This window comes from Parahoeflea halophila (assembly GCF_900220985.1).
GTDB classification, from domain to species: Bacteria; Pseudomonadota; Alphaproteobacteria; order Rhizobiales; family Rhizobiaceae; genus Hoeflea; species Hoeflea halophila.
This window is the reverse complement of record NZ_OCPC01000002.1, coordinates 245,702-268,137: the sequence shown is the minus strand read 5'-3', so window position 1 is coordinate 268,137 and position 22,436 is coordinate 245,702. Positions and strand designations below refer to the sequence as shown.

Here is a 22,436-nt window from a genome sequence, read left to right as displayed (position 1 = left end):
ATCAACGGTCTCATTCCTTACACATGCCATGGATAACAAATGGTTAATTTGGCCGGTTTCGCCGGGTTGGGGGTGGTTCCGGAAAGGCTTCGCAACGGTTGAGCGCACATATAAAAGGGAAGGCCGGATCCGCGGCCTTCCCTTCCATCCCGGTGCCGGGACATGCAATCAGCTGCAGTTGGAGATCTGGTTGAGGGCCGCCGTCACGCCCTTGAGCGAGTAGCTGTAGGAGGTGGCGGTGCCGCGGCGGGAGGTGGCCTTGACGGTCATCGAGGACCCGGCCTTCATCGCGGCTACCAGTTGGGGTTCCTGGGCAGCGTTTTCCACCCAGGCAGAATTGCCACGGGTAAACAGGGTGAAATCGCGGCCATCGACATTGACGGTGATCTTCGAGGATTCCTGCAGAGGATACCCCATCATTGCCTGCGGCTCGTAGCTGACGTTCTGGCCCGGGCGCTGCGAGATGAGGAAAAAGATGTCGCCATGGTCGACATCGGTCGGTGCGGAACTGGTCGGCACCGAAAGAACATAGCAGACCTTGCCCCCCGCTGAATTGTACGAATAAGCCCCCCAGGCATCAAACTGCTGGATCCTGGTGGGCGATTGCGCCGCCGCGGCGGCGGTCAATGCAAAAAGCGCCGTTACTGCGGTTGCGATTGTCTTCCCAAACATGGCTTTCCTACCGGTTCGTGGTCCTGTGTCACGCGTCAGGCGCGGTGACAGTTCCCGCTGGTTGCGAGGTGAATGGTTCATTTTGACTTAATCCTGGTTACCAAACCGTCAATAAATCCCACAGAAAGCCAGTTATCGTGTCTCGCCGCGGGTCGGCGCGTCCCTTGCTCACCTTTTGTAACAACTCGAATCCGGCAACAGTTTGACCTTGGTGGAATCCGGTGTACGTGTTCATATGTCGGTCGCGGGGCGGCGGCTGATCGCATGGAGTTCACGGGGTTGCGCGCAGTTAATGTCGAATGAATTGAAAGAGCGGTTTGTCCGGCTTGCCTCGGCGGTCGCCGAAAGGCAGGATCAGACGGCATTTGCCGAGTTGTTTGACTATTTCGCGCCGCGAATCAAATCCTACCTGCTGCGGCTCGGCATGGAGAATGGCCAGGCGGAAGAGTTGACCCAGGAAGTGATGATCGTGCTCTGGCACAAGGCGGGATTGTTCGATCCGGTCAAGTCGTCGCTGTCGACCTGGCTGTTCCGGATCGCGCGCAATCGCCGGATCGATGCGTTTCGTCGCGACAAATCGGCCTTGCTGGATGCGGATGACCCGGCGTTGCAGCCGTCACAACCAGAATCGGCCGAGGACATCGTCGAGGCTGAAGAGCGTGACGAGCGGGTGCGCAAGGCGATGCTGGACCTTCCCGATGAACAGGTGGAGCTGGTCAAGCAGGCATTCTTCCTGGGGCGCTCGCACAGCCAGATCGCCGAGGACACCGGTTTGCCACTGGGCACGGTCAAATCCCGGATCCGGCTGGCGTTCTCACGGCTGCGCCGGAGCCTGGAAGGCGATGGCGGCGAGATGACGATGCATTGATGCACGCCGTTGCCGGCACCGCCGCGTCAGGCGGCGGTCTTGTCGGCAGCCAGTTTTTCGATTGATTTGCGCGCTGCGATGCGGTGCGCCTCGGTGAGATTGCTGCGGACGGTGGCAATCGCCAGCGTCAGCACCGCGATGTCGTCGGAAAATCCGACCAGCGCAAGAAAATCGGGTACCGCGTCGGTCGGCAGGATGAAATAGGCCAGCGCGCCCAAAAGCACGGCCTTCGCCTTGCCGGGCGTTTGCGGGTCGAGCGCGCAATAATAGGCAGCGACCACATCTTCGGTGAAAGGGATCTGCTTTGCCGCCTTGCCGAAAGTACGCCAGAAGCCCGCGCGAACCGAGGCTTCATCCGCGCCTGCGGTCTTGTCGCTGCTCAAGTTTTCCGGTTCGAGAATTTCGCCATCAAGGCCGGTCATCTGCAAGCCTCCTTTGCCCGAATCGTCGACGGGGTCGTTTTCATCATATGGTAGCTCGCGAGGACGGCTTCAATGTCAGCCGGCGGTTTTGCCGCCTGTTGACGCAGCGATGCGGTCCATCGCAACGGCAAGATCGAAGTCGAGACCGGTCAATCCGCCTGCGTCGTGGGTGGTCAGGCGCACATCAACCTTGTTGTAGACATTTTTCCATTCCGGGTGGTGATCGAGCTTCTCGGCGACAAGCGCTGCACGGGCCATGAAGCCGAAAGCTTCGCTGAAATCCTTGAATTTGAAAGTCTTGTCGAGCGCGGTTTCGCCGGCGTCGATGTCCCAGGACGCAACAGCGGCAAGCTTTTCGGCAATGGCTGTGCTATCGAGTTTCTGGCGCGGCATGACGTCCTCCAGTCTTGGTTCTTGGTAATATGGCAGTCGAGCAATGACACCTAGCGTAGCAAATGATGCCGAAAAGGCCCAAATCTCTGTGCTCTTTGTCTGCATGGGCAATATCTGCCGCTCGCCCCTGGCTGAAGGAATCTTCCGTCACGGCCTGGCCGAGGCGGGCTTGTCGGAGCTGGTGGATGTTGATTCGGCAGGAACCGGAAACTGGCATCAGGGCGATGGTCCGGATCCGCGCTCGGTGGACACCGCCTTTCGGCATGGTATCGACATCTCCGGCCAGCGGGCACGGCAAGTAACCGCGGATGATTTTGATCGCTTCGACATGATCTTCGCCATGGACCGCTCCAACGAAGCGACGATGCGGGCACGGGCGCCGTCCCAGCGGCACGACAAGATCAAGCTGTTTCTCGAGCACATGCAGTGCAGCCGGGCCGATGTGCCCGACCCCTATTACGGCGGCGCAGACGGATTCGAAAACGTCTTTCAGTTGTTGCGTGAGGGCTGCAGCGAGCTGGTCTCGAGGCTGGAGAAGGAATTGCGCCAGCCCAGCGGATAGGCCTCTTCCACCAGGTAGGGCCCGCCGCCGACCGAATCGCGCGACGACATCACCACGAAGCGGCAGACATCGAAGGGCAGGGTGCAGAAATCACCGCGGCCGCCGAGATATTTGACCACATCGGCAACACGCGCATTGCGCAGCCGGGCCAGCGTGACATGAGGCGAAAAGCGGCGTGGATCAGGAGGCAGGCCGTGGCGCTGGCAGATCCGTTCGATTTCAGCCTGCAACGCCATCAGTTGCGGCGAGGGTGCGACGCCGGCCCAGATCGAGTGCGGCTTCTTCGAACCGAAGGAGCCCATGCCGGAGAGTGTGAGAGAGAAGGAGGGCCGGTCTATCCGGTCGAAGGCCGCGATCAGCTCGTCGGCGGTGTGGCATTCGATGTCGCCGATGAAGCGCAGCGTGATGTGGTAATTCTCGCCCCGCATCCAGCGCGCGCCGGGCAATCCGCCGCGCAGGAGGGAGAGGGACAGGGCCGCCTCCCGGGGAACTTCGAGTGCGGTAAAAAGTCTGGGCATTGCATGTCCCCCGAATCACCGTTTGATTCGAGCGAACCACTTCGGGAAGATCAGGGCAAGCACCGAAATTTAGGGTTTCGGCCGGTTCGCGATGTCATTCGCCCTTGATTTCCGACAAGAATCGTTCGGCAACAGGCAGGATTTTTTCCACCATCGTGTTGATTCCATTAGGGTTGGGATGCATGCCGTCGCTGAGCAGCTGGTCGGGATTCCCCGTCACCCCGTCGAGGAAAAACGGATAGAGCGTCAACTCGTATCTGGCTGCGAGGTCGGGATAGATGGCGTTGAACTTGGTCTCATAGTCGCCACCCATGTTTGGCGGCGCCAGCATGCCGGCAAGCAGCACTGCAATCCCGCGTTCCTGAAGCCGTTTGATCATCGCCTCAAGGTTTTCCCGGGTCTTTTCCGGCGGCAGGCCCCTTAAGGCATCATTGGCACCAAGCTCGAGAATGACGCCATCGGTACCGTCGGGAACCGACCAGTCGAGCCGCGCCAGGCCGCCGGATGTGGTGTCGCCGGAGACCCCCGCATTGGTGATCGAGACATTGTGCCCGCGTTCGCGCAGAGCCGCCTCGAGCCGGGCCGGAAATCCCTCGCTGGCCTGCAGATTGTAGGCAGCCATCAGGCTGTCGCCGAAACCGACGAGCTTGATTTCATCGGCGGCCGCTGCCTGCATCGGCGTGGCTGCCAGTCCGAGACCGATACACAATAGGGTGATGAGGCTCTTAAAACGCATGGGCTAAACCTTTAAAACGCACCGGGTTGCCCCTAAGTGCTCGACATCAGCCGGTTCACGCCCGACAGCTCCCTTTCCATATAGGATGTTCAGCCCGTGTCTCAATCTCCAGCAAAATCCATTGTCACATTGCGGCAAGCCAATCTGACACTCGGCAATGGGGCTTCCTCGGTTCACGTACTCAAGGGCATCGATATCGACATCCACCAGGGCGAGTCGGTCGGCATTGTCGGTCCGTCGGGATCGGGCAAATCGACGCTTCTGATGGTCATTGCCGGACTGGAAAGGCTGGATACGGGTGAAGTCCACGTCGCCGGGCAGGCATTGCACGCGCTGAGCGAAGACGCCGTTGCCGCCGTGCGCGGCCGTTCCGTCGGCATCGTGTTCCAGTCCTTTCACCTGATTCCCAACATGACGGCGCTTGAAAATGTCGCCGTACCGCTGGAACTCGCCGGCAAGGCAAATGCCTTCGAGCGCGCGCGCGCCGAACTCGTCGCGGTCGGGCTCGGCGAGCGGCTGACCCATTATCCCGGCCAGTTGTCGGGGGGAGAACAGCAGCGCGTGGCCATTGCCCGGGCGCTGGCGCCGGACCCGGTGCTGATCGTGGCGGATGAACCGACGGGCAATCTCGATGGCGAAACCGGGCGGCAGATTGCCGATCTCCTGTTTGCCAAGCAGGCCGAGCGCGGCACCACGCTGCTGCTGGTCACCCATGACCCGGCGCTGGCGGAACGCTGCCAGCGGCAGATTTCCGTGCGCTCGGGCCGGATCGTGACCGGCGACGACCAGCACGCTGCCGCCAAGGCGATAGCCTGATGGCGCCGGCAGAGTTGAAAACCGTGGCCAATGCCGGGGGCAACGGCCTGCGGCTTGGTCTCGCTGCGAGGCTGGCGTTGCGCGAATTGCGCGGTGGCCTGTCCGGTTTCTACATTTTTCTCGCCTGCGTGGCGCTGGGCACCGGCGCAATTGCCGGGGTGAACTCGGTCTCGCAGATGATGACCGGCTCAATCGCGTCTGAAGGCCAGACCATTCTCGGCGGCGACATCCGCTTCGAGAGCGACAACCAGGACATCGGCGCGGCGGAACGGGCCTATATCGAAGAGCTCGGCACGGTCTCCTCCGGTCTCAACATGCGCACCATGGCGCGCAAACCCGACGGTTCGGACCAGTCGCTGGTCGAGTTGCGGGCGGTCGATGACCTTTACCCGCTTTATGGCAGCTTCGAGACGGTTCCGTCGATGCCGCTCACCGAGCTGTTTGCCGAAAGAAATGGCGTTCATGGCGCTGCGGTGGCGCAGATCTTTCTCGACCGGCTGGATCTGAGTGTTGGCGATACCGTGCTCGTCGGTGAGGCCAGTCTGGAGATCCGCGGCGTCATTGCGGCCGAACCCGATTCGCTGTCGGAGGGTTTCGGTTTCGCTCCACGGCTGATGACGTCGCGCGCAGCGCTTGATGCGGCGGGGCTGATCCGGCCGGGCAGCCTGGTGGAATACAGCTACCGGGTGCGGCTCGATGACGGCGCCAGCGCCAGCGCGCTTGCAGGCCTTCGCGAAGAAGCCACCAGCCGCTTCCCCAACGCCGGCTGGTCGATCCGCACCAGCCAGAACGCAGCACCCTCGCTGACCCGCAACATCGAACGGTTTTCGCAGTTCCTAACGCTGGTCGGGCTCACGGCGCTGATCGTCGGCGGTGTCGGCATCGCCAACTCGGTGCGTGCCTGGCTCGACGGCAAGCGCGGTGTCATCGCGACGCTGAAATGCGTCGGTGCACCGTCGAAGCTGGTGGTGGCGATCTACCTGATCCAAGTGATGCTGATTGCGGCATTCGGTATCGTTCTGGGGCTGGCGCTCGGGGCTGCGACGCCGTTTCTTGCGGCGGGCGCGCTGACCGGGATCATTCCGATTTCCGTCAACGCCTCGTTCTATCCCGCGTCGCTGGGCATTGCCGCCGGGTTCGGACTGATGACCGCATTCGCCTTTGCGGTGCTGCCGCTCGGGCGGGCGGGCGAGGTTCCTGCCACGGCGCTGTTCAGGCAGCAGGGATTCGAGGCCAGCTCCTTGCCGCGCTGGCCCTATCTGCTGACCGCCGGGCTGACGCTGGCGGCCCTATGCCTGGCCGCGATCTGGTTTGCCGATGACCGTCGCATTGCCATGGTTTTCGTGGCTGCGGTGATCGTGGCCTTTGCAGTGCTCAGGCTCGTCGGCCATGCGGTGCAACTGATCGCAAGGCGCTGGCCCGCAGTGCGCTCGACGCCGCTCAGGCTGGCGATCGGCAATATTCACCGGCCCGGTGCGCTGACGCCATCGGTGGTGCTGTCGCTCGGTCTCGGGCTGGCACTCTTGGTGACACTGGCCTTGATCGACACCAATCTGCGGCGGGAACTTTCGGGTAATTTACCGGAGCGGGCGCCGAACTTCTTCTTTGTCGACATCCAGTCAAACGAGATCGAGGAATTCGAAAACCAGCTCATGGAGCTGGCGCCGGAAGGTAAGGTGATCAAGGTGCCGATGCTGCGCGGCCGGATCACCCAGCTCAAGGGCGAAGAGGTCAATGCCGACAATGTGCCGTCTGAGGCGCAATGGGTGCTCAGGGGCGACCGTGGCGTCACCTATGCGAAAAACCAGCCCGAAAACTCGCGCCTGGCCGCAGGCGAATGGTGGCCGGCCGACTACCAAGGTGAGCCACTGGTGTCTTTCTCGGCCGAGGAGGCAGGCGAAATCGGGCTTGCCGTCGGCGACACGATCACGGTTTCGGTGCTGGGCCGGGCGATCACCGCCCGCATCGCCAATCTGCGTGAAGTCGAGTGGGAATCGCTGTCGATCAACTTCGTCATGGTGTTTTCGCCCAACACTTTCGCCGGTGCGCCGCATTCCTGGATGGCGACCCTGTCCGACCCGAACGCCGATGCCGCAGCCGAGGGCGAGGTGCTGCGGGCTGTGACGCAGACCTATCCGACGATTACCAGCGTGCGGGTCAAGGATGCGCTGGAACTGGCCAACCGGCTGGTCGGGCAGATCGGCATTGCGATCCGGGCCGCGGCGCTGGTGGCGCTGGTGGCCTCGGTTCTGGTGCTGGCCGGAGCGCTGGCGGCGGGCAACCGCTCGCGGATCCACGATGCGGTGGTGCTCAAGACGCTGGGCGCGACACGGGCGACCCTGATCAGGGCCTATGTCTATGAATATGGTCTTCTGGGAATTGCGACAGCGGTGTTCGCGCTGGCATTCGGCGGCGTGGCATCCTGGTTCGTGGTCAGCAGGATCATGACATTGCCGTCCGACTTCATGCCTGACATCGCACTGATGACGCTTGCGGGCGCACTGGTTTTGACCGTCGGCATCGGCCTGGCCGGGACCTGGCGTGTGCTGGGACAGAAAGCCGCACCGGTGCTGCGCGAGCTGTAGGGGCCGGAGACGGTCGGCACCCGCGCATTTATTAAGCAAACGCAGAGGTTTCGGCCCATCTTCCGCGATGCAGGGTCTTGCCGTGGACACAGTTCATCCTCATATTGTAGGCAGGCATGCTGGAGCCCCGCAGCGGCGCCTGGGTCTCTGAACCCGACACCGTAAACCTTACCGGGGCTTATAAAGAGGAAACCATGGCTGACCTTCGCAATTCGAATGTCCGCGCAGCAAATGGCGCCTATGCAGGCGCCGCGATCGATGAAGGCCTTCGCGCCTACATGCTGCGCGTTTACAACCTGATGGCAATGGGACTGGGCATCACTGGTGTCGCAGCCTATGCGATCGCAATGCTCGCAACCACCAACGACCCGGCCTCCGCCGTGGCAACGATGGGCAACGGCAAGATGCTGACCGGCCTGGGCGCCGCGCTTTACGGCTCGCCGCTCAAGTGGGTGGTGATGCTGGCGCCGCTCGGGATGGTGTTCTTCCTGAGCGCCCGCATCGAGAAGATGAGTGTCTCCGCCGCGCAGACCACCTTCTGGGTGTTCGCCGCGCTGATGGGTATTTCGCTGTCGTCGATCTTCCTGGTCTATACCAGCGCATCGATCACGCAGACCTTCTTCATCACCGCAGCTTCGTTCGGCGCATTGTCGCTGTTCGGCTACACCACGAAGAAGGACCTGTCGGCGATGGGTTCGTTCCTGATGATGGGCCTGTTCGGCCTTATCATCGCGATGGTGGTCAACATCTTCCTGCAGTCGAGCGCGCTTCAGTTCGCCATCTCGGGCATCGGCGTGCTGATCTTCGCAGGCCTGACCGCCTACGACACGCAGCAGATCAAGTCGATGTATTATGAAGGCGACACCGACGCCACCGCCGGCCGCAAGGCCATCATGGGTGCGCTGCGTCTCTATCTCGACTTCATCAACCTGTTCATGTTCCTGCTGCAGTTCCTCGGCAATCGCGAGTAGTCTCAGCTGCACTGATCAAGGAAAAGGCGGTCTTCGGGCCGCCTTTTTTGTTGGCCGCCGGCGCAAGCGGAGATACACCGGAGGCCCGACCCACAGGACCGGATCTTCATGATCTTACGCGATGCAACACCCGCCGATCTCGCTGATATCGCCCGCATCTATTCCGACAGCGTTCTCAACGGCGTCGCCAGTTACGAGCTCGTGGCGCCCGACGAGGCGGAAATGGGGCGCAGAATGACGGCGATTATCGAAAACGGGTACCCTTATCTGATTGCAACAGACCCGGACGGCACGGCGCTTGGCTATGCCTATGCGTCCGCGTTCCGGACGCGGCCGGCCTATCGCTGGCTGGTCGAGGATTCGATCTATCTGGCGCCTCAGGCCCGCGGACAGGGCGTCGGCCGGGCGCTGCTCGAAGCCCTGATTGCGCGCTGCGAATCGCTCGGCTTCCGGCAGATGGTGGCGGTTATCGGCGGCGCGCATCTGGCATCGATCAAGCTGCATCAGAAAGCGGGCTTCGTCAGTTCCGGAATGATCAACGGCGCCGGCCACAAACACGGACGCTGGCTCGACACGGTGTTCATGCAGCGGTCCCTGGGTGAGGGCAAGCAGACGGAACCTGACCCGAAGACCTATCCGGGAACCCTCTTCAAGCAATGAAGACCGTCAGCGCACCAGGCGCGGCGGCTTGTCGAAGTATTTCAGCACGATCTCGAGTTCGTGACCGCGCTTGAGCACCTGCCCGGCGGCGGAAATGATGGCGAAAGCGCCCTGTTTGCGGGCACGCGCGGGATCTTTTTCGATGCGGAACAGCGGCACTTCACTGGCCCGGCGAAAGGCAGAGAAGACCGCCTTGTCGCGCAGGTGATCAATGGCATAGTCGCGCCAGTGCCCTTCGGCCACCATGCGGCTGTAGACCTGCAGGATGCGATCGAGTTCTCGGCGTTTGAATGTCACGGGTTCGGGCGTGTTGCGGCGGCGGTGCTCGCTTAGATCCACTGTTGCCGTTGCGCCGGGTTGTCCGCCCTGGCCGCGGCGCGCCGCGTAATCGCTTCCATCAGCCATCAGCTGGACTGCAAATCGGTTTTCATCGGATCAGTTTGCCTGACACTTGCGTAAATTCAAGCGCGGCGCGCGAAATTTGGTCCCGATATGCCCGGCTACCGTGCCGGTGGTGGCGCGATGCAGCATCACGAAAGGCTTCCGGCGGTCGTCTTTGTTTACCGCCGGCAGTGCGAAAACCCCAGCCGGACCCAATTGGGCCGCATTTTAGTCAAAACCTCGCCGGAATTGGGCGTGAGTGTGTGATCGTTGCCTCAGACGGTTCGAACCGGGGACTTCGGATTTACAGCCCCCCAGCCCCCTCGGAGTTCCCGGGACGGATCATCTCAACAAGCGTGCGGGCCATGTGACCGGGAACGGTCCCGGCGGTCCGGGCGTCGAGAGCGTCTCAGAACGTCCCCGCGCGCTGGGCGCGAGGCAACCCCCAAAACTGGACCGGCATGATGCCGGTCTTTTTTTGCCTGGATGAGCGCAAATATGCCGGGAAGCTCAGATCTCCACTGCGCCGAGAATACGGCCGGGAGAGCCGTCCTTGCCGACTTCCTGAAGCAGGATCGCACACCTGCGGCCGGGATGGGCGGAAATTACTGATCCGGGAAGCTTAAGATTGACCTCCTGGCCGTTCCACATGCCAACGGTTTCCATGTCGCGAACACTGTGGCGATAGGTGATGGTACGGCCGGTGTTTTCGCCGCGGTCGATAGCAACCGTGGTGGCGTCATCAAAGTAAACCGCGACGATATCGGCCTTGCCATTGCCCGCACCAACGAAAATCCGCAGCTCGTCCTCATTCGCGATTGCAGAGACCTCGACGGTCAGGCCCGCGCCTTCTGCGGACAACCTATCCAGCATGCTGCTGATGGCTGATGCGTCTGCGCCGTTGACATGGGCCTGTCCATTGATCACAGCCTGCGGGGTGTAGACGCCGTTGCGGTCGAAGGTTCTGGCGTAGCCATATTGCCGCTCGGTGTTGGCCTTGCTCGAGAGGGTGTCGGCCCAGCCCAGATAGTTCCAGTAATCGACATGGTAGCTCAGCGCCAGCACATCGTCCTGTTCGGCAAGCCGTGCAAGCTCTTCATCTGCCGGCGGGCAGGATGAGCAGCCCTGGCTGGTAAACAGCTCGACGACGCCCTTGAGCTCTCCCGCCCCCGCACTGCCAGAAATTGCCAGCACGGAACCGGCGGCCAGCACCGGAAGGGCAAAAGCGAGAAGAGCGGCAGGCGCAGTCATGAACGGAAATCGGACTCGGTCTTTTTCATTACGATAAACCATGCAGATTTGTACCGTGGAGTGGCGCACACGTCCAAATCACGTTGCGGTGAGAGATTTGGCATCGCCGCTTGATCAGGTCAAACGGCTTCAAACCAAAACGCCGGAGCAATGCCCCGGCGTATTGTTTTCGCTCAATGGCGCGTCAGCTGACGACCCGTCAGGCCGCCAGATCGCGCAGAACGGTCTGCAGAATGCCGCCATTGTTGAGATACTCGAGTTCGTCGAGCGTCTCGATGCGGGAGAGGATCGGCACATCCTTGACCGTGCCGTCGGCGAAAGTCACCTTCGCGATCTTCTTCTCGCGCGGCTGGATGGTAGCCAGGCCCTCGATGGTGACGGTTTCGTCGCCCTTCAGTCCGAGGCTTTCCCAGCTGGTGCCTTCCTCGAAGACAAACGGGATCACGCCCATGCCGACCAGGTTGGAGCGGTGGATACGCTCGTAGGACTGGGCGATGACGGCGCGGACGCCGAGCAGGTTGGTGCCCTTGGCGGCCCAGTCACGCGACGAGCCGTTGCCGTACTCGACGCCGGCGAAGATCACCAGCGGGACGCCTTCGGACTTGTACTGCATGGCTGCATCGAAGATCGAGACCTCTTCGCGCGACGGATAGTGGAAGGTATAGCCGCCTTCACGTCCGTTCGGGCCAAGCATGTGGTTGCGCAGGCGGATATTGGCGAAAGTGCCGCGCATCATGACTTCGTGGTTGCCGCGGCGGGTGCCGTACTGGTTGAAGTCGGCAACACCGACACCGTGATCCATCAGGTAGGAACCGGCCGGTGACTGGGCCTTGATCGAACCGGCGGGCGAAATATGGTCGGTGGTGATCTTGTCACCGAACAGACCGAGGATGCGCGCGCCCTTGATGTCGGAGATGCCTGCGCCGGTCTTGCCCATTCCGGCGAAGTAGGGCGGGTTCTGGACATAGGTCGAGTTGTCGTCCCAGGCGTAGGTCTGGCTTTCCGGCGCCTCGACGGCCTGCCAGTTCTCATCACCCTTGAACACGTCGGCATATTTGGTCGAATAGAGTTCGCGGGTCACATATTTCATGATGAACTCCTGGATCTCCTGCGAAGAAGGCCAGATGTCCTTGAGATAGACCGGGTTGCCGTCGCTGTCTTCGCCGATCGGCTCCTTGGTCAGATCCTTTTGCACCGATCCGGCCAGCGCATAGGCCACAACCAGCGGCGGCGAGGCCAGGTAGTTGGCCTGCACGTCGGGCGAGATGCGGCCTTCGAAGTTGCGGTTGCCCGAAAGCACGCCGGCGGCGATCAGACCTTTGTCGTTGATGGTCTTGGAAACCGGGCCCGGCAGCGGGCCGGAGTTGCCGATGCAGGTGGTGCAGCCGAAGCCGACCAGGTTGAAGCCGAGCTTGTCGAGATCTTCCTGCAGGCCGGACTTGGCGAGATATTCGGCGACCACCTGGGATCCGGGAGCCAGCGATGTCTTGACCCAGGGCTTCGTCTTCAGGCCCTTGGCGACAGCGTTGCGGGCCAAAAGTCCGGCACCGATCAGAACGCTCGGGTTGGAGGTGTTGGTGCACGAGGTGATGGCGGCAATCGCGACATCGCCATGGCCGAGATCGTAGTCTTCGCCTTCGACCTGATAGCGGTTTTCCAGCTGATCGGGCTTCTTGTACTCGTCGACCAGCGACTTGGCGAAGCCGGAGGCGATGTTTTCGAGCGGAATGCGGCCTTCCGGACGCTTCGGGCCGGCCATCGAGGGAACGACGGAACCAAGATCGAGGTCGAGCGTGTCGGTGAACACCGGATCGGCGGAACCGCTTTCGCGCCACATGCCCTGCGCCTTGGAATAGGCTTCGACCAGCTTGATGCGGCTTTCGTCGCGGCCCGACATGGTCAGGTAGTTGATGGTTTCGCTATCGACGGGGAAGAAGCCACAGGTGGCGCCGTATTCAGGGCCCATGTTGCCGATGGTGGCGCGGTCAGCCAGCGACATCGAATCCAGGCCCGGGCCGTAGAATTCGACGAACTTGGCGACAACGCCCTTCTTGCGCAGCATCTGCACCACGGTCAGCACCAGGTCGGTGGCGGTGACGCCTTCCTTGAGCGCGCCGGTGAGGCGGAAGCCGATGACTTCCGGCAGCAGCATGGAGATCGGCTGGCCGAGCATCGCGGCTTCGGCTTCAATACCGCCCACACCCCAACCCAGAACACCAAGACCGTTGATCATGGTGGTGTGGCTGTCGGTTCCGACGCAGGTGTCGGGATAGGCGATGATCTCTTCGTTTTCTTCCTTGGTCCAGACGGTCTGGCCGAGATATTCGAGGTTGACCTGGTGGCAGATACCGGTGCCGGGGGGAACCACACGGAAGTTCTTGAAGGCCTGCTGACCCCATTTGAGGAAGCGGTAGCGTTCGCCATTGCGCTCGTATTCGCGCTCGACATTCTGCGCCAGCGCCTGCGGGGTGCCGAATTCGTCCACGATGACCGAGTGGTCGATGACCAGGTCGACGGGCACCAGCGGGTTGATCTTCTGCGCGTCTCCACCCAGTGCAACCATGGCATCGCGCATGGCGGCGAGGTCGACCACGGCGGGAACGCCGGTGAAGTCCTGCATCAGCACGCGGGCCGGACGATAGGCGATCTCGGCTTCGGCCTTGCCCTTGTTGGTGAGCCAGGCAACGACGGAAAGGATGTCTTCCTTCTTGACCGAGCGGCCGTCTTCGTTGCGCAGCAGGTTCTCGAGGATGACCTTCATCGAGAATGGAAGCGTCGACACACCGGTCAGACCGTTCTTTTCAGCCTCAGTAAGGCTGTAATAAACGTATTCGATGTCGTCGACCTTGAGGGTGGAACGGCAATTGAAGCTGTCGAGTGATTTGGCCACAGGCAACCCGCTTTCATGAGTTCGGCCGAACATTGAGGGCGAACACCTTACACGCGGGTGGCGTGAACAAGGATGCGGGTACGGTCATTTCCGCTGTCCGCCCGTGACGCTTGGGACGTCATGTTCGGCGCTAGATTGAATTCACGCCGACCGCTGGCGTGGTTGCGGGCGTTATAGATAATTTCGTAAGAACGTGCCAGATCAACCAACGGCCCATTTCAATGTTTTTTTGGGTGTTTGGTTTTTTGCGAATGGGAGCGCCGGACGTCCTCTGGCGGCCGGGGATGCGGGGGCCGATGCAGGCAGTAGCCACAGAACTCAAGGGACGGCGCGGCGACAATGTGCTGTTTGCCGATATCAGCTTCTCGCTCGGTCATGGCGAAGCGCTGGTGATCACCGGCCCCAACGGATCGGGCAAGTCGACCCTGCTGCGGATCCTGGCAGGGCTTCTGAGCCCTGATTCGGGCGCCTTTGCCCTGATCGGGGAGGGGGGCGAGCCGGTCCCGGTTTCGGACCATTGCCACTATCTCGGTCACCGCAACGCGATGAAGCGGGAGCTCAAGGTGTCGGAAAATCTCGCCTTCTGGCAGAGCTTCCAGCGCAGCGACAGCGGCGAAGGATTGCCGGTCGAGGAGGCCATCGACCGGGTCGGGCTGACCGGTGTCGGACATCTTCCGTTCGGTTACCTGTCGGCAGGCCAGCAGCGGCGGATCGCACTGGCGCGTCTGCTGGTCAGTCACCGGCCCTTGTGGCTGCTGGATGAGCCAACAGCGGCGCTCGATGCGCGCTCGGACAGGCTGTTTGCCGAGCTGGTGCGCACGCATCTGGCATCGGGCGGACTGGCGATCGCGGCAACGCACCAGCCGCTCGGCCTCGACGGCGTCCGGACACTGGAATTGCCGGGTATTCATGCCACCGTTGCCGGGGGAGCCTGGGCATGATGGCGCTTCTTGTGCGTGACCTGGCGATCGCCACCCGCTCGGGCGGTGCCGCCATGCTCGGCGTGTTGTTCTTCCTCGCCGTGGTCGCCGTCATCCCCTTCGGCATCGGGCCGGATCTCAACCTGCTGGGACGGATCGGGCCGGCCATTTTATGGATCGGCGCGCTGCTGGCCTCGCTTCTGGGCCTCGACCGTCTGTTCCAGGCCGACCGCGAGGACGGCTCGCTCGACATGCTGGTGATGCAGGACTGGTTCTCGCTCATCTTCACCGTGTTCGTCAAAAGCCTGGCGCACTGGCTTGCAACCGGGCTGCCGCTGGTGCTGGCGGCCCCGCTGCTGGGATTGCTGATGAACATGGGTGCAGCAGCCACGGGAGCGGTGATGCTGACGCTGCTGGTGGGGACGCCGGCGATCTCGTTCATCGGCGCCGTGGGGGCTGCGGTGGCCGTGGTGCTGCCGCGCGGCGGGCTCCTGGTGTCGATCCTGATCCTTCCCTTAGCGATCCCGATCCTGATCTTCGGCGTCAGTGCCGCCTATGCCGCGGTAACCGATCCGGACCCGTTCTGGCCTCCCTTCATGATCCTTTCGGCGATTGCGCTGTTCTTCGCCGCCCTCGGCCCGGTGGCGGCGGCAGCGGCGCTGAAGGGAGCGTCCGATTGATTTGTCGCATTGAAACCGCACGCCTGACGCATTAGAAAAAAGCCATGAGTGACACCACCATCTCCCAGGGCTGGTTTACCAGCCTCGCAAACCCGACCCGGTTTCTCGCGCTTTCCGGGCGGCTGTTGCCCTATCTGGCCACGGCTGCGGTGCTGTCGCTGCTGATCGGACTTTTCATGTCATTTGCCGCGCCCGAGGATTACCAGCAGGGCATCACGGTGCGGATCATGTTCATCCATGTGCCGGCGGCCTGGCTTGCGATGATGTGTTATTCGGTGATGGCGATCGCCTCGATCGGCACGCTGGTCTGGCGACATCCGCTGGCGGATGTGGCGGCGAAGACGGCACTGCCGATTGGCGCCGCCTTCACCTTCCTGTCGCTGCTCACCGGTTCGCTCTGGGGCCGGCCGATGTGGGGCACCTGGTGGGTCTGGGACGCGCGGCTGACCTCGGTCTTCGTGCTGTTCTTGATGTATCTGGGGCTGATGGCGCTGCACAAGGCGATGGACGACCCGGCCCGCGCCGCCCGTCCGGCCGCGGTGCTCACGCTTGTGGGCTTCATCAACATTCCGATCATCAAGTTTTCGGTCGACTGGTGGAACACGCTGCACCAGCCGGCCAGCGTGATCCGGCTCGACGGGCCGACCATTCACCCGAGCATGCTCTATCCGCTTCTGGTGATGGCACTCGCCTACACGCTGATCTTTTTCACCCTGCACCTGATGGCGATGCGCAACGAGATCCTCAGGCGCCGGGTTCAGACGATGCGGCGCCAGGCAGCCCAGGCAATTGGCGGCGGTGCTTGAGATGATGAGCCACGAAGCCTTTGTGTTTCTGTCCTACGGCGCCAGCGCTGTGACGCTCGCCGGGCTGCTGGCCGCTATCCTGCTTGATGGCCGGGCCCGGCGGCGTGAACTCGCCGAGCTCGAAGCGCAAGGTGTGCGGCGGCGTTCGAAACCTGCCGGTGGGGCCAGTTGATGAGCGATGATTCCAGGCAGGATGTTGCGCCTGCTCAGCCAGGCCGCCGGCGGCTGCTGATCGCGTTCCTGCCGCTGGTTCTGTTCATCGCGCTGTCGGGCGTGTTCCTCTACCAGCTTGGCTCCGGCAAGGATGCCAGCGAAATTCCCTCGGTGCTGATCGGCACCAGGGCACCGTCGCTTGACCTGCCGCCGCTCGAAGGCCTGAGTGCGGGTGGCGTCCCGGTGCCGGCGCTCACCGATGCGGCGATCGAGGGCAGGCTGTCTCTGGTCAATGTCTGGGCCTCCTGGTGCGTGCCCTGCCGGCAGGAGCATCCGATCCTGCTGGAACTGTCGCGCGATCCGCGGGTCGAGCTTGTCGGTATCAACTACAAGGACAAGAACGAGAACGCGCTGAGGTTCCTGCGTGAACTGGGCAATCCGTTTTCCGCCGTCGGCGTCGACCCGGCCGGCAAGGCGGCGATCGACTGGGGCGTCTACGGCATTCCCGAAACCTATCTGGTCGGCCCGGACGGCACGATCCTGTTCAAGCAGATCGGCCCGTTCACACTCGAAAGCCTGCGCGACAAGCTGTTGCCGGCGATCGAGAAGGCGACAGCTTCGGCAGGCTGAGGGGTTTTTTGCCGCAAAGCGCAGGGCAACCCTCGCCTTGATGATGGCCGGGCTCTATCTTTGCCGCATGAACACGCCCAAATCCTTCCGCCGCCTGGTTCCCGATGGCGACACCCATGAACGCGAGGTCTGCGCCACTTGTGGCTTCGTCGATTACCAGAACCCGCGCATCGTTGTCGGTTCGGTTGTCCGGCACGGGGGCAAGGTACTGCTGTGCCGCCGTGCCATCGAGCCGCGACGCGGCTTCTGGACGGTGCCTGCGGGTTATCTCGAACTCAATGAAACGCCCGAAGACGGAGCCCGCCGCGAAGCGCGCGAAGAGGCACTGGCGCAGCTCAAGCTTGGCGAATTGCTGGCCATCTACTCGGTGCCGCATCTCAGCCAGGTGCAGTTGATCTACCGCGCGGAACTCCTCGATCCCGGCGCCGGCGCCGCCTTGTTCGGCGTCGGCGAGGAAAGCCTCGAAGTGCAGCTGTTTGACTGGGACGAGCTGCCAACGGACGATATCGCCTTTCCGACGGTGCACTGGATGCTCGGCCACGAGCGCGAGGTGATGGCGCGGGGCTATACCGGGCCTTTCGCGAACCCGGCTTAGTGATTTCACATCCCAAACAAAATACTTAGCCAAATTGCGAACTAATCCTTGACGGCGTGTCGCCGCCGGTATACTTAGTCACATGGCTAAGCATGATGTCGATCTTTCACTTCTGTTTCACGCCCTGGCTGACCCGACCCGGCGCTCGATCCTGACCCGTCTGGCACGGGGCCCTGCCCCGGTGAGCGAACTGGCCGAGCCGACCGGGCTGCGGCTGCCGACAGTGATGCGGCACCTTTCGGTGCTCGAGGACGCGGGGATGATCGCAACGGAAAAGGATGGCCGCGTGCGCACCTGCGCGATGGTGCCCGAAGCGCTGACGCCGATGCGAACATGGCTCGATGAACAGCGGGCAATCTGGGAATCCCGGCTCGACCGGCTGGATGCATATGTAAAAACGGTGATGGAGAACCGAGAGAAATGACACTGGACCTGAACCCTGAAACGGATTTGAGTTTCACCCGCACCCTGGCTGTTCCGCGGCATCTGGTATGGGAATGCTGGACGCGGACGGAGCACATTCCCCACTTCTTCGTGCCCGCACCGCACAAGGTGACCGCGGTGGAGATCGATCTGCGGGTCGGAGGGCGTTTCAACACAAGCTTCGAAGTCGAGGGCAATGTGATGGAAAATCCCGGTGTCTATCTCGAGGTGGTCCCGGAAGAAAAACTGGTCTTCACCGACAGCTACAGCGAAGGCTGGAAACCTGCGCCCGACCCGTTCATGACCGCGATCCTGTTGCTGGCGGATGCGCCCGGCGGCGGCACCAGTTACACGGCGATTGCACGGCACCGCAATCCTGACGCCCGGAAGACCCATGAAGACATGGGCTTTATCGACGGTTGGGGAACAGTCGCGACCCAGCTGGAGGCCTACGCGAAAGGACTTGCGAAGTGAGCGAACGCTTTGCCAGGCTGTTTTTGAACGGTAGGACGCGGCTCCCGCAGAAACCCAGTGGGCAGCCTGGACAGCGCCGGAAGCGCGCGCGGTTCATCGGCATATCCCCAGTCCCGGCATGACCGGGTCAGACCTCCAGCACCGCGTGTCCAATTGGATGCGCGGTGCTGAAACATCCTGACGCGATGCATGTGCGCTATCGTTCACATGAATTCATATGAACGCGACAGGCCTCATTGGCCATGCTCGGCTTCGCCTTCGGGCTGCTGGTCGCCACCCGTGCGCGGCAGCCTCAGCACGAATGCGGTGGTGCCATCTTGGCACTCGACATCGATGTTGCCGTTGTGCGCTTCGGCGATGGATGAGGCAATGAACAGTCCCAGCCCCAGCCCTTCGCTGCTGGCTTTCCGGCCGCGCCGGTAGGGGCGGAACAGGTCGCCTTTGAGATCGTCGGGGATCGGTTCGCCACGGTTGGAGACCGTGATGGCAATTTCACCGCCGGTATCCGCGCCCTCGACGGCGATCACCGATCCGGGGGCTGCGTGATGGATGGCGTTGGACAACAGGTTCGAGACCGCCTGGGCAATGCGTGAGGCATCGCAGTGCACGGGCCGGTCAATGCGCAAATCGAGGTCGATCCGGTGCCCGGGCGCTGCCAGACGGATTTCCTCGACCACATCGGTGATCGCTTGCTCGAGCGGTGCGTTCTGGGTTGCCGCGATGCGAATACCGCCGCCGAGCCTGGACTTGGCGTGCATCATGATGTTGTCAATCAGTTCGTTCATGCGGCGCGTCGAAGATCGCATCAGCGGCAGAACCGCGGCGATCCTGCCGGGCTCGGGGTTCCTCTCAAGCTGGCGAAGCCCCGCACCGAAGGCCGCGACCGGATTGCGCAGGTCGTGGCCCAGAACCGCGACGAACTCTTCCTGGATCTGTGCCAGTTCGCGCTCTTTCTCGAGCAGCATTTCCTGGGCTGCGAGTTGTTCCTCGGTTTCCAGCGTCTGGCTGATGACGCTGGCAAACATCCTGAGCATGGCAACGACGCGCGGATGCTTGACATCGCGGATTTCGGTGTCGATGGCGCACAGGGTGCCGAAGAAACTGCCATCGCTGCGGTATATCGGGATCGAGGCATAGCTAACGATGCCGAAATTCAGTGCGATCGGGTGGTTCTGATAGACATCGTCGGTGGCGACGTCGTTGAACAGCACCTGTTCCCCGCTGTCGCGGACCGACTGGCAGAAGGTAGACTGGATCTCGATCTCGTCACCCTCGGCAAGACCGAAATTGACCTCGTCAATGGTGCGGCATGCGACCCAGCGGTCAGCGGTGACCCGGGCCACGGCGGCAAACCGCATGTTTGTCGCCAGCATGATGGTTTCGAGCACCGTGCCGATCAGCTCGCTGCCGGCCATGATTTCGATATCAGCCTGGAAATCATGCTCACCCGCCAGATAGGTGGCGTGGCTTTGCAGAGCTGTCCGCCCGGGCAAGTGTTCGTTCATCTGACGGAGTCCTGCATTTGCTTCGCTGGGTCGTTTATAGCACCGTGCCGGACCGGATCCACATTCAGGCCAGCGGCCCGCCGGTGCTGGTAATTCAGCCCTTGGCCCCTGCCGCACTCTCCTCCGGCAGCGCATGACGCTTCATCAGCGGCAGTTGCAGCAGCGTGAAGATGATGGACAGAGGCAAGTTGCCCCAGACCTTGAAGGCAATCCAGAAGTCGGTTGAGAAATTGCGCCAGATGACCTCGTTGACCAGGGCCATGAACAGAAAGTACAGGCCCCAGCGCAGGGTCAGAATCCGCCAGCCTTCGGCATCGAGCCTGAAGGCTGAATCAAAGACATAGCCAAGAAAGGACTTGTTGAAGAGCAGACCAATGAGAAGGATACCGCCGAACATCGTGTTGATGATGGTCGGCTTGACCTTGATGAAGGTCTCGTCCTGAAGCCACAGTGTCAGCGCGCCGAAGACCAGCACGATGACGCCCGAAAGCAACGGCATGATCGGCAGCGTCCGGGTCAGGGCCCACGAGACCGACAGAGCTATCGCGGTCGCGATCATGAAACAGGCCGTGCCTACAAAGATCGGACCGCCGATATCAGCCAGGAACGGTACCCGCTCGGCAAGCCACTCGCCGCGCGCATTGGCGAAGAAAAACACCAGAAGCGGCCCCAGTTCGAGCACGATTTTCAACAGCGGATTGATGTGTTTGCGCTTCGGATCGGACGGATCGAGTTCAAACACATGAAATTCCTGATCCGTCGCCTCGGACTGCGGTTGCTTGCGGTCGTTCATGTAAGATCTCCGGCCGGCTGCCCGGCAATGGCAGATGCAAAATCTGCCGCTTCAAAGGGTTCAAGGTCGTCCACACCTTCGCCGACACCGACGAAATAGACAGGCAATTTGTGCTTCGCTGCAATGGCAACAAGGATACCACCGCGAGCGGTGCCGTCCAGCTTTGTCATCACGAGGCCGTTGACGCCGGCGACATTGCGGAAAATCTCCACCTGGTTGAGCGCGTTCTGGCCGGTGGTGGCGTCGAGCGTCTGCAACACCGTGTGCGGCGCGTCAGGATCGAGCTTGCCGATGACGCGAACCACCTTGGCTAGCTCATCCATCAGCTCGGTGCGGTTCTGCAGCCGTCCGGCGGTGTCGATGATCAGCACATCGGCGCCATCGGTGCGGGCGGTCTCGAAGGCCTCATAGGCCAGACCCGCCGCGTCGGCACCGAGCTTTGTCGAGACCACTTTCGAACCGGTGCGCTCGCCCCAGATCTTGAGCTGTTCGATGGCGGCGGCACGGAAGGTGTCGCCGGCAGCCAGTGTCACCTTCAGCCCGCCGGCCGAAAGCTTGGCGGCGAGCTTGCCGATGGTGGTGGTCTTGCCGGTGCCGTTGACGCCGACGACCAGAATGACATGCGGCTTGTGGCTGAGATCAAGCTCCAGCGGCTTGGCCACCGGGCCGAGGACGCGTGTAATCTCGCCGGCCATCACCTTTTGCACTTCCGCCGGTGAAATGTCCTTGCCGTAGCGGCTCGAAGACAGCGCATCGGTGATCCGCATCGCGGTTTCGACGCCGAGATCGGCCTGCAGCAGAATATCTTCCAGCTCCTCGAGCGTGTCCTCGTCGAGCCTGCGCTTGGTAAAGATGCCGGTGATCTGGCCGGTCAGCTGGCCCGAGGTGCGCGACAGGCCCTTGCGCAGGCGCTGCCACCAGTTGCCCTTGCCTTCCTCAACCGGTGCGGGAGCCTGTACGGGCGCGGCGTCGGACACGCTGTCGCGGATGACCAGTCTGCGGGGCGCGGAAGCCGGTTCGCTCGCTGCCGGGTCAACCGGGGCCGGCGTGATGTCCGGATCGGAAACCAGCTCTTCAGGGGGGATGCCTTCGTCATCCGCGGCACCCGTATTGCCCGCGTCATCGGACTTGCTGTCCGCGGCTGCAACCGGTGGTTCGCCGGTATGGTCTTCGTTCACCGGTGCAGGCGTGGCGAGCGGTTCACCGGCGGCAGTCTCCGGCGTGAACTGCAGGCCGCCATCACCCGGAACGGCTTTCCCGGGTGCTGCAGCTGGTGTTTCCGCCGTGGCTGTTTCGGGCATCTCCGGCTGCTCGGGAACCGGTGACGCAGCGGGGTCGGTGGTAAGATCTTCCGGCGCCACCCACTCTTGTGCCTCTGCATCGGCGGCCTGCCCGTCAACGACGTGATTTTCTGTCTCGTCTTTTGCCTCGTCAGCGGTCTTGCGTTCCCCTGGAACCGGTGGTTCGCCGGCGTGGTCCTCGTCGGCGGGCTCCGGCGTGGCAGGCGTTTCGCCGGGTACGGTCTCGGGCGTGAACTGCATCGCTGAGTCTTGCGGGAATGCCTGACCGGGAGCGGCGTCTCCGGTGGCGGATGCCCCGTCCGCTGTCTCGGCGGACGGCGCGGCCGGTTTTTCCGCCTCGGCCGGTGCGGGCGCGTCTTCCTTGTCTTTCCCGAAAGAAAAAACCTTTTTGATGAAGTTGAACGCCATGCGTGTTCGATACCTTTTCGATG

At 62.2% G+C, this 22,436-nt stretch carries 25 protein-coding genes; 14 read left to right on the top strand and 11 right to left on the bottom strand.

From position 1 onward, the window contains the following. Positions 1-168: 168 nt before the first annotated feature. Positions 169-672 (bottom strand): invasion associated locus B family protein, encoded by a 504-nt coding sequence (locus tag CRO46_RS08670; RefSeq protein ID WP_097107002.1) that lies wholly within the window; start codon positions 670-672, stop codon positions 169-171. Positions 673-964: 292 nt separating this feature from the next. Here CRO46_RS08670 and CRO46_RS08665 point away from each other — a divergent pair, with 292 nt between their 5' ends. After that, positions 965-1,540: a sigma-70 family RNA polymerase sigma factor gene (locus CRO46_RS08665; RefSeq protein WP_097107001.1), complete on the top strand. Its 576-nt coding sequence runs from the start codon at positions 965-967 to the stop codon at positions 1,538-1,540. 26 nt (positions 1,541-1,566) lie between these two features. Here the strand turns inward: CRO46_RS08665 and CRO46_RS08660 are convergent, their stop codons facing one another. Both CRO46_RS08660 and CRO46_RS08655 read right to left on the bottom strand, forming a co-directional pair. Beyond that, positions 1,567-1,962: a YkvA family protein gene (locus tag CRO46_RS08660; RefSeq protein ID WP_097106999.1), complete on the bottom strand. Its 396-nt coding sequence runs from the start codon at positions 1,960-1,962 to the stop codon at positions 1,567-1,569. Positions 1,963-2,037: 75 nt separating this feature from the next. Continuing rightward, positions 2,038-2,355 (bottom strand): 4a-hydroxytetrahydrobiopterin dehydratase, encoded by a 318-nt coding sequence (locus tag CRO46_RS08655; protein WP_097106998.1) that lies wholly within the window; start codon positions 2,353-2,355, stop codon positions 2,038-2,040. 43 nt (positions 2,356-2,398) lie between these two features. Between CRO46_RS08655 and CRO46_RS08650 the strand changes: the two genes are divergently transcribed. Beyond that, complete coding sequence (locus CRO46_RS08650) at positions 2,399-2,917, top strand: low molecular weight protein-tyrosine-phosphatase (RefSeq protein WP_244577827.1); 519 nt, start codon at positions 2,399-2,401, stop codon at positions 2,915-2,917. Here the strand turns inward: CRO46_RS08650 and thpR are convergent. Next, complete coding sequence (gene thpR / locus CRO46_RS08645) at positions 2,845-3,435, bottom strand: RNA 2',3'-cyclic phosphodiesterase (protein ID WP_097106997.1); 591 nt, start codon at positions 3,433-3,435, stop codon at positions 2,845-2,847. The genes CRO46_RS08650 and thpR overlap by 73 nt on opposite strands. Positions 3,436-3,529: 94 nt before the next feature. Further along, positions 3,530-4,171, bottom strand: a complete 642-nt coding sequence (locus CRO46_RS08640) for an arylesterase (RefSeq protein WP_097106996.1) — start codon at positions 4,169-4,171, stop codon at positions 3,530-3,532. Between the two features lie 96 nt (positions 4,172-4,267). On the opposite strand from CRO46_RS08640, the gene CRO46_RS08635 reads away from it, so the two are divergent. From CRO46_RS08635 to CRO46_RS08620, 4 genes are all read left to right on the top strand, one after another. After that, a complete protein-coding gene (locus CRO46_RS08635; protein ID WP_097106994.1) occupies positions 4,268-4,987 on the top strand; it encodes an ABC transporter ATP-binding protein in 720 nt (239 codons plus the stop codon). Then, positions 4,987-7,572 (top strand): ABC transporter permease, encoded by a 2,586-nt coding sequence (locus CRO46_RS08630; RefSeq protein WP_097106992.1) that lies wholly within the window; start codon positions 4,987-4,989, stop codon positions 7,570-7,572. The genes CRO46_RS08635 and CRO46_RS08630 overlap by 1 nt, the downstream gene beginning before the upstream one ends. A gap of 194 nt (positions 7,573-7,766) precedes the next feature. Next, entirely contained in the window at positions 7,767-8,543 is a 777-nt protein-coding gene (locus CRO46_RS08625; RefSeq protein ID WP_097107656.1) for a Bax inhibitor-1/YccA family protein, read from the top strand. A 108-nt stretch (positions 8,544-8,651) separates the two neighbouring features. After that, positions 8,652-9,203: a GNAT family N-acetyltransferase gene (locus CRO46_RS08620; protein ID WP_425479251.1), complete on the top strand. Its 552-nt coding sequence runs from the start codon at positions 8,652-8,654 to the stop codon at positions 9,201-9,203. A 6-nt stretch (positions 9,204-9,209) separates the two neighbouring features. Here CRO46_RS08620 and CRO46_RS08615 read toward each other — a convergent pair whose 3' ends face one another. The 3 genes from CRO46_RS08615 to acnA form a co-directional block, all read right to left on the bottom strand. Further along, on the bottom strand, positions 9,210-9,608 hold the full coding sequence (locus tag CRO46_RS08615; protein ID WP_097106989.1) for a DUF2794 domain-containing protein: 399 nt from the start codon (positions 9,606-9,608) through the stop codon (positions 9,210-9,212). Positions 9,609-10,094: 486 nt separating this feature from the next. Further along, positions 10,095-10,835, bottom strand: coding sequence for a DUF1223 domain-containing protein (locus CRO46_RS08610; protein WP_244577826.1), 741 nt, complete (start codon positions 10,833-10,835; stop codon positions 10,095-10,097). Positions 10,836-11,034: 199 nt separating this feature from the next. Next, positions 11,035-13,725: an aconitate hydratase AcnA gene (acnA, locus tag CRO46_RS08605; protein ID WP_097107654.1), complete on the bottom strand. Its 2,691-nt coding sequence runs from the start codon at positions 13,723-13,725 to the stop codon at positions 11,035-11,037. A gap of 221 nt (positions 13,726-13,946) precedes the next feature. Between acnA and ccmA the strand changes: the two genes are divergently transcribed. The 8 genes from ccmA to CRO46_RS08565 all read left to right on the top strand — a co-directional run bounded on the left by ccmA (position 13,947) and on the right by CRO46_RS08565 (position 18,406). After that, positions 13,947-14,666 (top strand): heme ABC exporter ATP-binding protein CcmA, encoded by a 720-nt coding sequence (gene ccmA / locus CRO46_RS08600; RefSeq protein WP_425479250.1) that lies wholly within the window; start codon positions 13,947-13,949, stop codon positions 14,664-14,666. Next, positions 14,663-15,325, top strand: coding sequence for a heme exporter protein CcmB (gene ccmB, locus CRO46_RS08595; RefSeq protein ID WP_097106987.1), 663 nt, complete (start codon positions 14,663-14,665; stop codon positions 15,323-15,325). Before ccmA ends, ccmB begins: the two co-directional genes overlap by 4 nt. 44 nt (positions 15,326-15,369) lie before the next feature. Continuing rightward, positions 15,370-16,131 (top strand): heme ABC transporter permease, encoded by a 762-nt coding sequence (locus CRO46_RS08590; RefSeq protein ID WP_097106985.1) that lies wholly within the window; start codon positions 15,370-15,372, stop codon positions 16,129-16,131. A gap of 1 nt (position 16,132) precedes the next feature. Then, complete coding sequence (gene ccmD / locus CRO46_RS08585; protein WP_097106984.1) at positions 16,133-16,303, top strand: heme exporter protein CcmD; 171 nt, start codon at positions 16,133-16,135, stop codon at positions 16,301-16,303. Further along, on the top strand, positions 16,303-16,914 hold the full coding sequence (locus CRO46_RS08580; RefSeq protein WP_097106983.1) for a DsbE family thiol:disulfide interchange protein: 612 nt from the start codon (positions 16,303-16,305) through the stop codon (positions 16,912-16,914). The genes ccmD and CRO46_RS08580 overlap by 1 nt, the downstream gene beginning before the upstream one ends. Before the next feature lie 67 nt (positions 16,915-16,981). Further along, positions 16,982-17,509, top strand: a complete 528-nt coding sequence (locus CRO46_RS08575; protein ID WP_097107650.1) for an NUDIX hydrolase — start codon at positions 16,982-16,984, stop codon at positions 17,507-17,509. An 82-nt stretch (positions 17,510-17,591) separates the two neighbouring features. Then, entirely contained in the window at positions 17,592-17,933 is a 342-nt protein-coding gene (locus CRO46_RS08570; RefSeq protein ID WP_097106981.1) for an ArsR/SmtB family transcription factor, read from the top strand. Then, on the top strand, positions 17,930-18,406 hold the full coding sequence (locus tag CRO46_RS08565) for an SRPBCC family protein (RefSeq protein WP_097106979.1): 477 nt from the start codon (positions 17,930-17,932) through the stop codon (positions 18,404-18,406). The genes CRO46_RS08570 and CRO46_RS08565 overlap by 4 nt, the downstream gene beginning before the upstream one ends. Positions 18,407-18,639: 233 nt before the next feature. Here CRO46_RS08565 and CRO46_RS08560 read toward each other — a convergent pair whose 3' ends face one another. From CRO46_RS08560 to ftsY, 3 genes are all read right to left on the bottom strand, one after another. Then, complete coding sequence (locus tag CRO46_RS08560; RefSeq protein WP_097106978.1) at positions 18,640-19,911, bottom strand: GAF domain-containing sensor histidine kinase; 1,272 nt, start codon at positions 19,909-19,911, stop codon at positions 18,640-18,642. A gap of 94 nt (positions 19,912-20,005) precedes the next feature. Then, the gene (locus CRO46_RS08555) at positions 20,006-20,704 is read right to left on the bottom strand and encodes a septation protein A (protein WP_097106976.1); all 699 of its coding nucleotides are present in this window, start codon (positions 20,702-20,704) and stop codon (positions 20,006-20,008) included. Then, positions 20,701-22,413, bottom strand: a complete 1,713-nt coding sequence (ftsY, locus tag CRO46_RS08550; protein WP_097106975.1) for a signal recognition particle-docking protein FtsY — start codon at positions 22,411-22,413, stop codon at positions 20,701-20,703. The genes CRO46_RS08555 and ftsY overlap by 4 nt, the downstream gene beginning before the upstream one ends. Between the last annotated feature and the right edge of the window lie 23 nt (positions 22,414-22,436).

Coding starts and splice junctions, on each gene's coding strand:
- CRO46_RS08670 (WP_097107002.1), bottom strand. CDS start 672: ATGTTTGGGAAGACAATCGCAACCGCAGTAACGGCGCTTTTTGCATTG.
- CRO46_RS08665 (WP_097107001.1), top strand. CDS start 965: ATGTCGAATGAATTGAAAGAGCGGTTTGTCCGGCTTGCCTCGGCGGTC.
- CRO46_RS08660 (WP_097106999.1), bottom strand. CDS start 1,962: ATGACCGGCCTTGATGGCGAAATTCTCGAACCGGAAAACTTGAGCAGC.
- CRO46_RS08655 (WP_097106998.1), bottom strand. CDS start 2,355: ATGCCGCGCCAGAAACTCGATAGCACAGCCATTGCCGAAAAGCTTGCC.
- CRO46_RS08650 (WP_244577827.1), top strand. CDS start 2,399: ATGACACCTAGCGTAGCAAATGATGCCGAAAAGGCCCAAATCTCTGTG.
- thpR (WP_097106997.1), bottom strand. CDS start 3,435: ATGCCCAGACTTTTTACCGCACTCGAAGTTCCCCGGGAGGCGGCCCTG.
- CRO46_RS08640 (WP_097106996.1), bottom strand. CDS start 4,171: ATGCGTTTTAAGAGCCTCATCACCCTATTGTGTATCGGTCTCGGACTG.
- CRO46_RS08630 (WP_097106992.1), top strand. CDS start 4,987: ATGGCGCCGGCAGAGTTGAAAACCGTGGCCAATGCCGGGGGCAACGGC.
- CRO46_RS08625 (WP_097107656.1), top strand. CDS start 7,767: ATGGCTGACCTTCGCAATTCGAATGTCCGCGCAGCAAATGGCGCCTAT.
- CRO46_RS08620 (WP_425479251.1), top strand. CDS start 8,652: ATGATCTTACGCGATGCAACACCCGCCGATCTCGCTGATATCGCCCGC.
- CRO46_RS08615 (WP_097106989.1), bottom strand. CDS start 9,608: ATGGCTGATGGAAGCGATTACGCGGCGCGCCGCGGCCAGGGCGGACAA.
- CRO46_RS08610 (WP_244577826.1), bottom strand. CDS start 10,835: ATGACTGCGCCTGCCGCTCTTCTCGCTTTTGCCCTTCCGGTGCTGGCC.
- ccmA (WP_425479250.1), top strand. CDS start 13,947: ATGTTTTTTTGGGTGTTTGGTTTTTTGCGAATGGGAGCGCCGGACGTC.
- ccmB (WP_097106987.1), top strand. CDS start 14,663: ATGATGGCGCTTCTTGTGCGTGACCTGGCGATCGCCACCCGCTCGGGC.
- CRO46_RS08590 (WP_097106985.1), top strand. CDS start 15,370: ATGAGTGACACCACCATCTCCCAGGGCTGGTTTACCAGCCTCGCAAAC.
- ccmD (WP_097106984.1), top strand. CDS start 16,133: ATGATGAGCCACGAAGCCTTTGTGTTTCTGTCCTACGGCGCCAGCGCT.
- CRO46_RS08580 (WP_097106983.1), top strand. CDS start 16,303: ATGAGCGATGATTCCAGGCAGGATGTTGCGCCTGCTCAGCCAGGCCGC.
- CRO46_RS08575 (WP_097107650.1), top strand. CDS start 16,982: ATGAACACGCCCAAATCCTTCCGCCGCCTGGTTCCCGATGGCGACACC.
- CRO46_RS08570 (WP_097106981.1), top strand. CDS start 17,592: ATGGCTAAGCATGATGTCGATCTTTCACTTCTGTTTCACGCCCTGGCT.
- CRO46_RS08565 (WP_097106979.1), top strand. CDS start 17,930: ATGACACTGGACCTGAACCCTGAAACGGATTTGAGTTTCACCCGCACC.
- CRO46_RS08560 (WP_097106978.1), bottom strand. CDS start 19,911: ATGAACGAACACTTGCCCGGGCGGACAGCTCTGCAAAGCCACGCCACC.
- CRO46_RS08555 (WP_097106976.1), bottom strand. CDS start 20,704: ATGAACGACCGCAAGCAACCGCAGTCCGAGGCGACGGATCAGGAATTT.
- ftsY (WP_097106975.1), bottom strand. CDS start 22,413: ATGGCGTTCAACTTCATCAAAAAGGTTTTTTCTTTCGGGAAAGACAAG.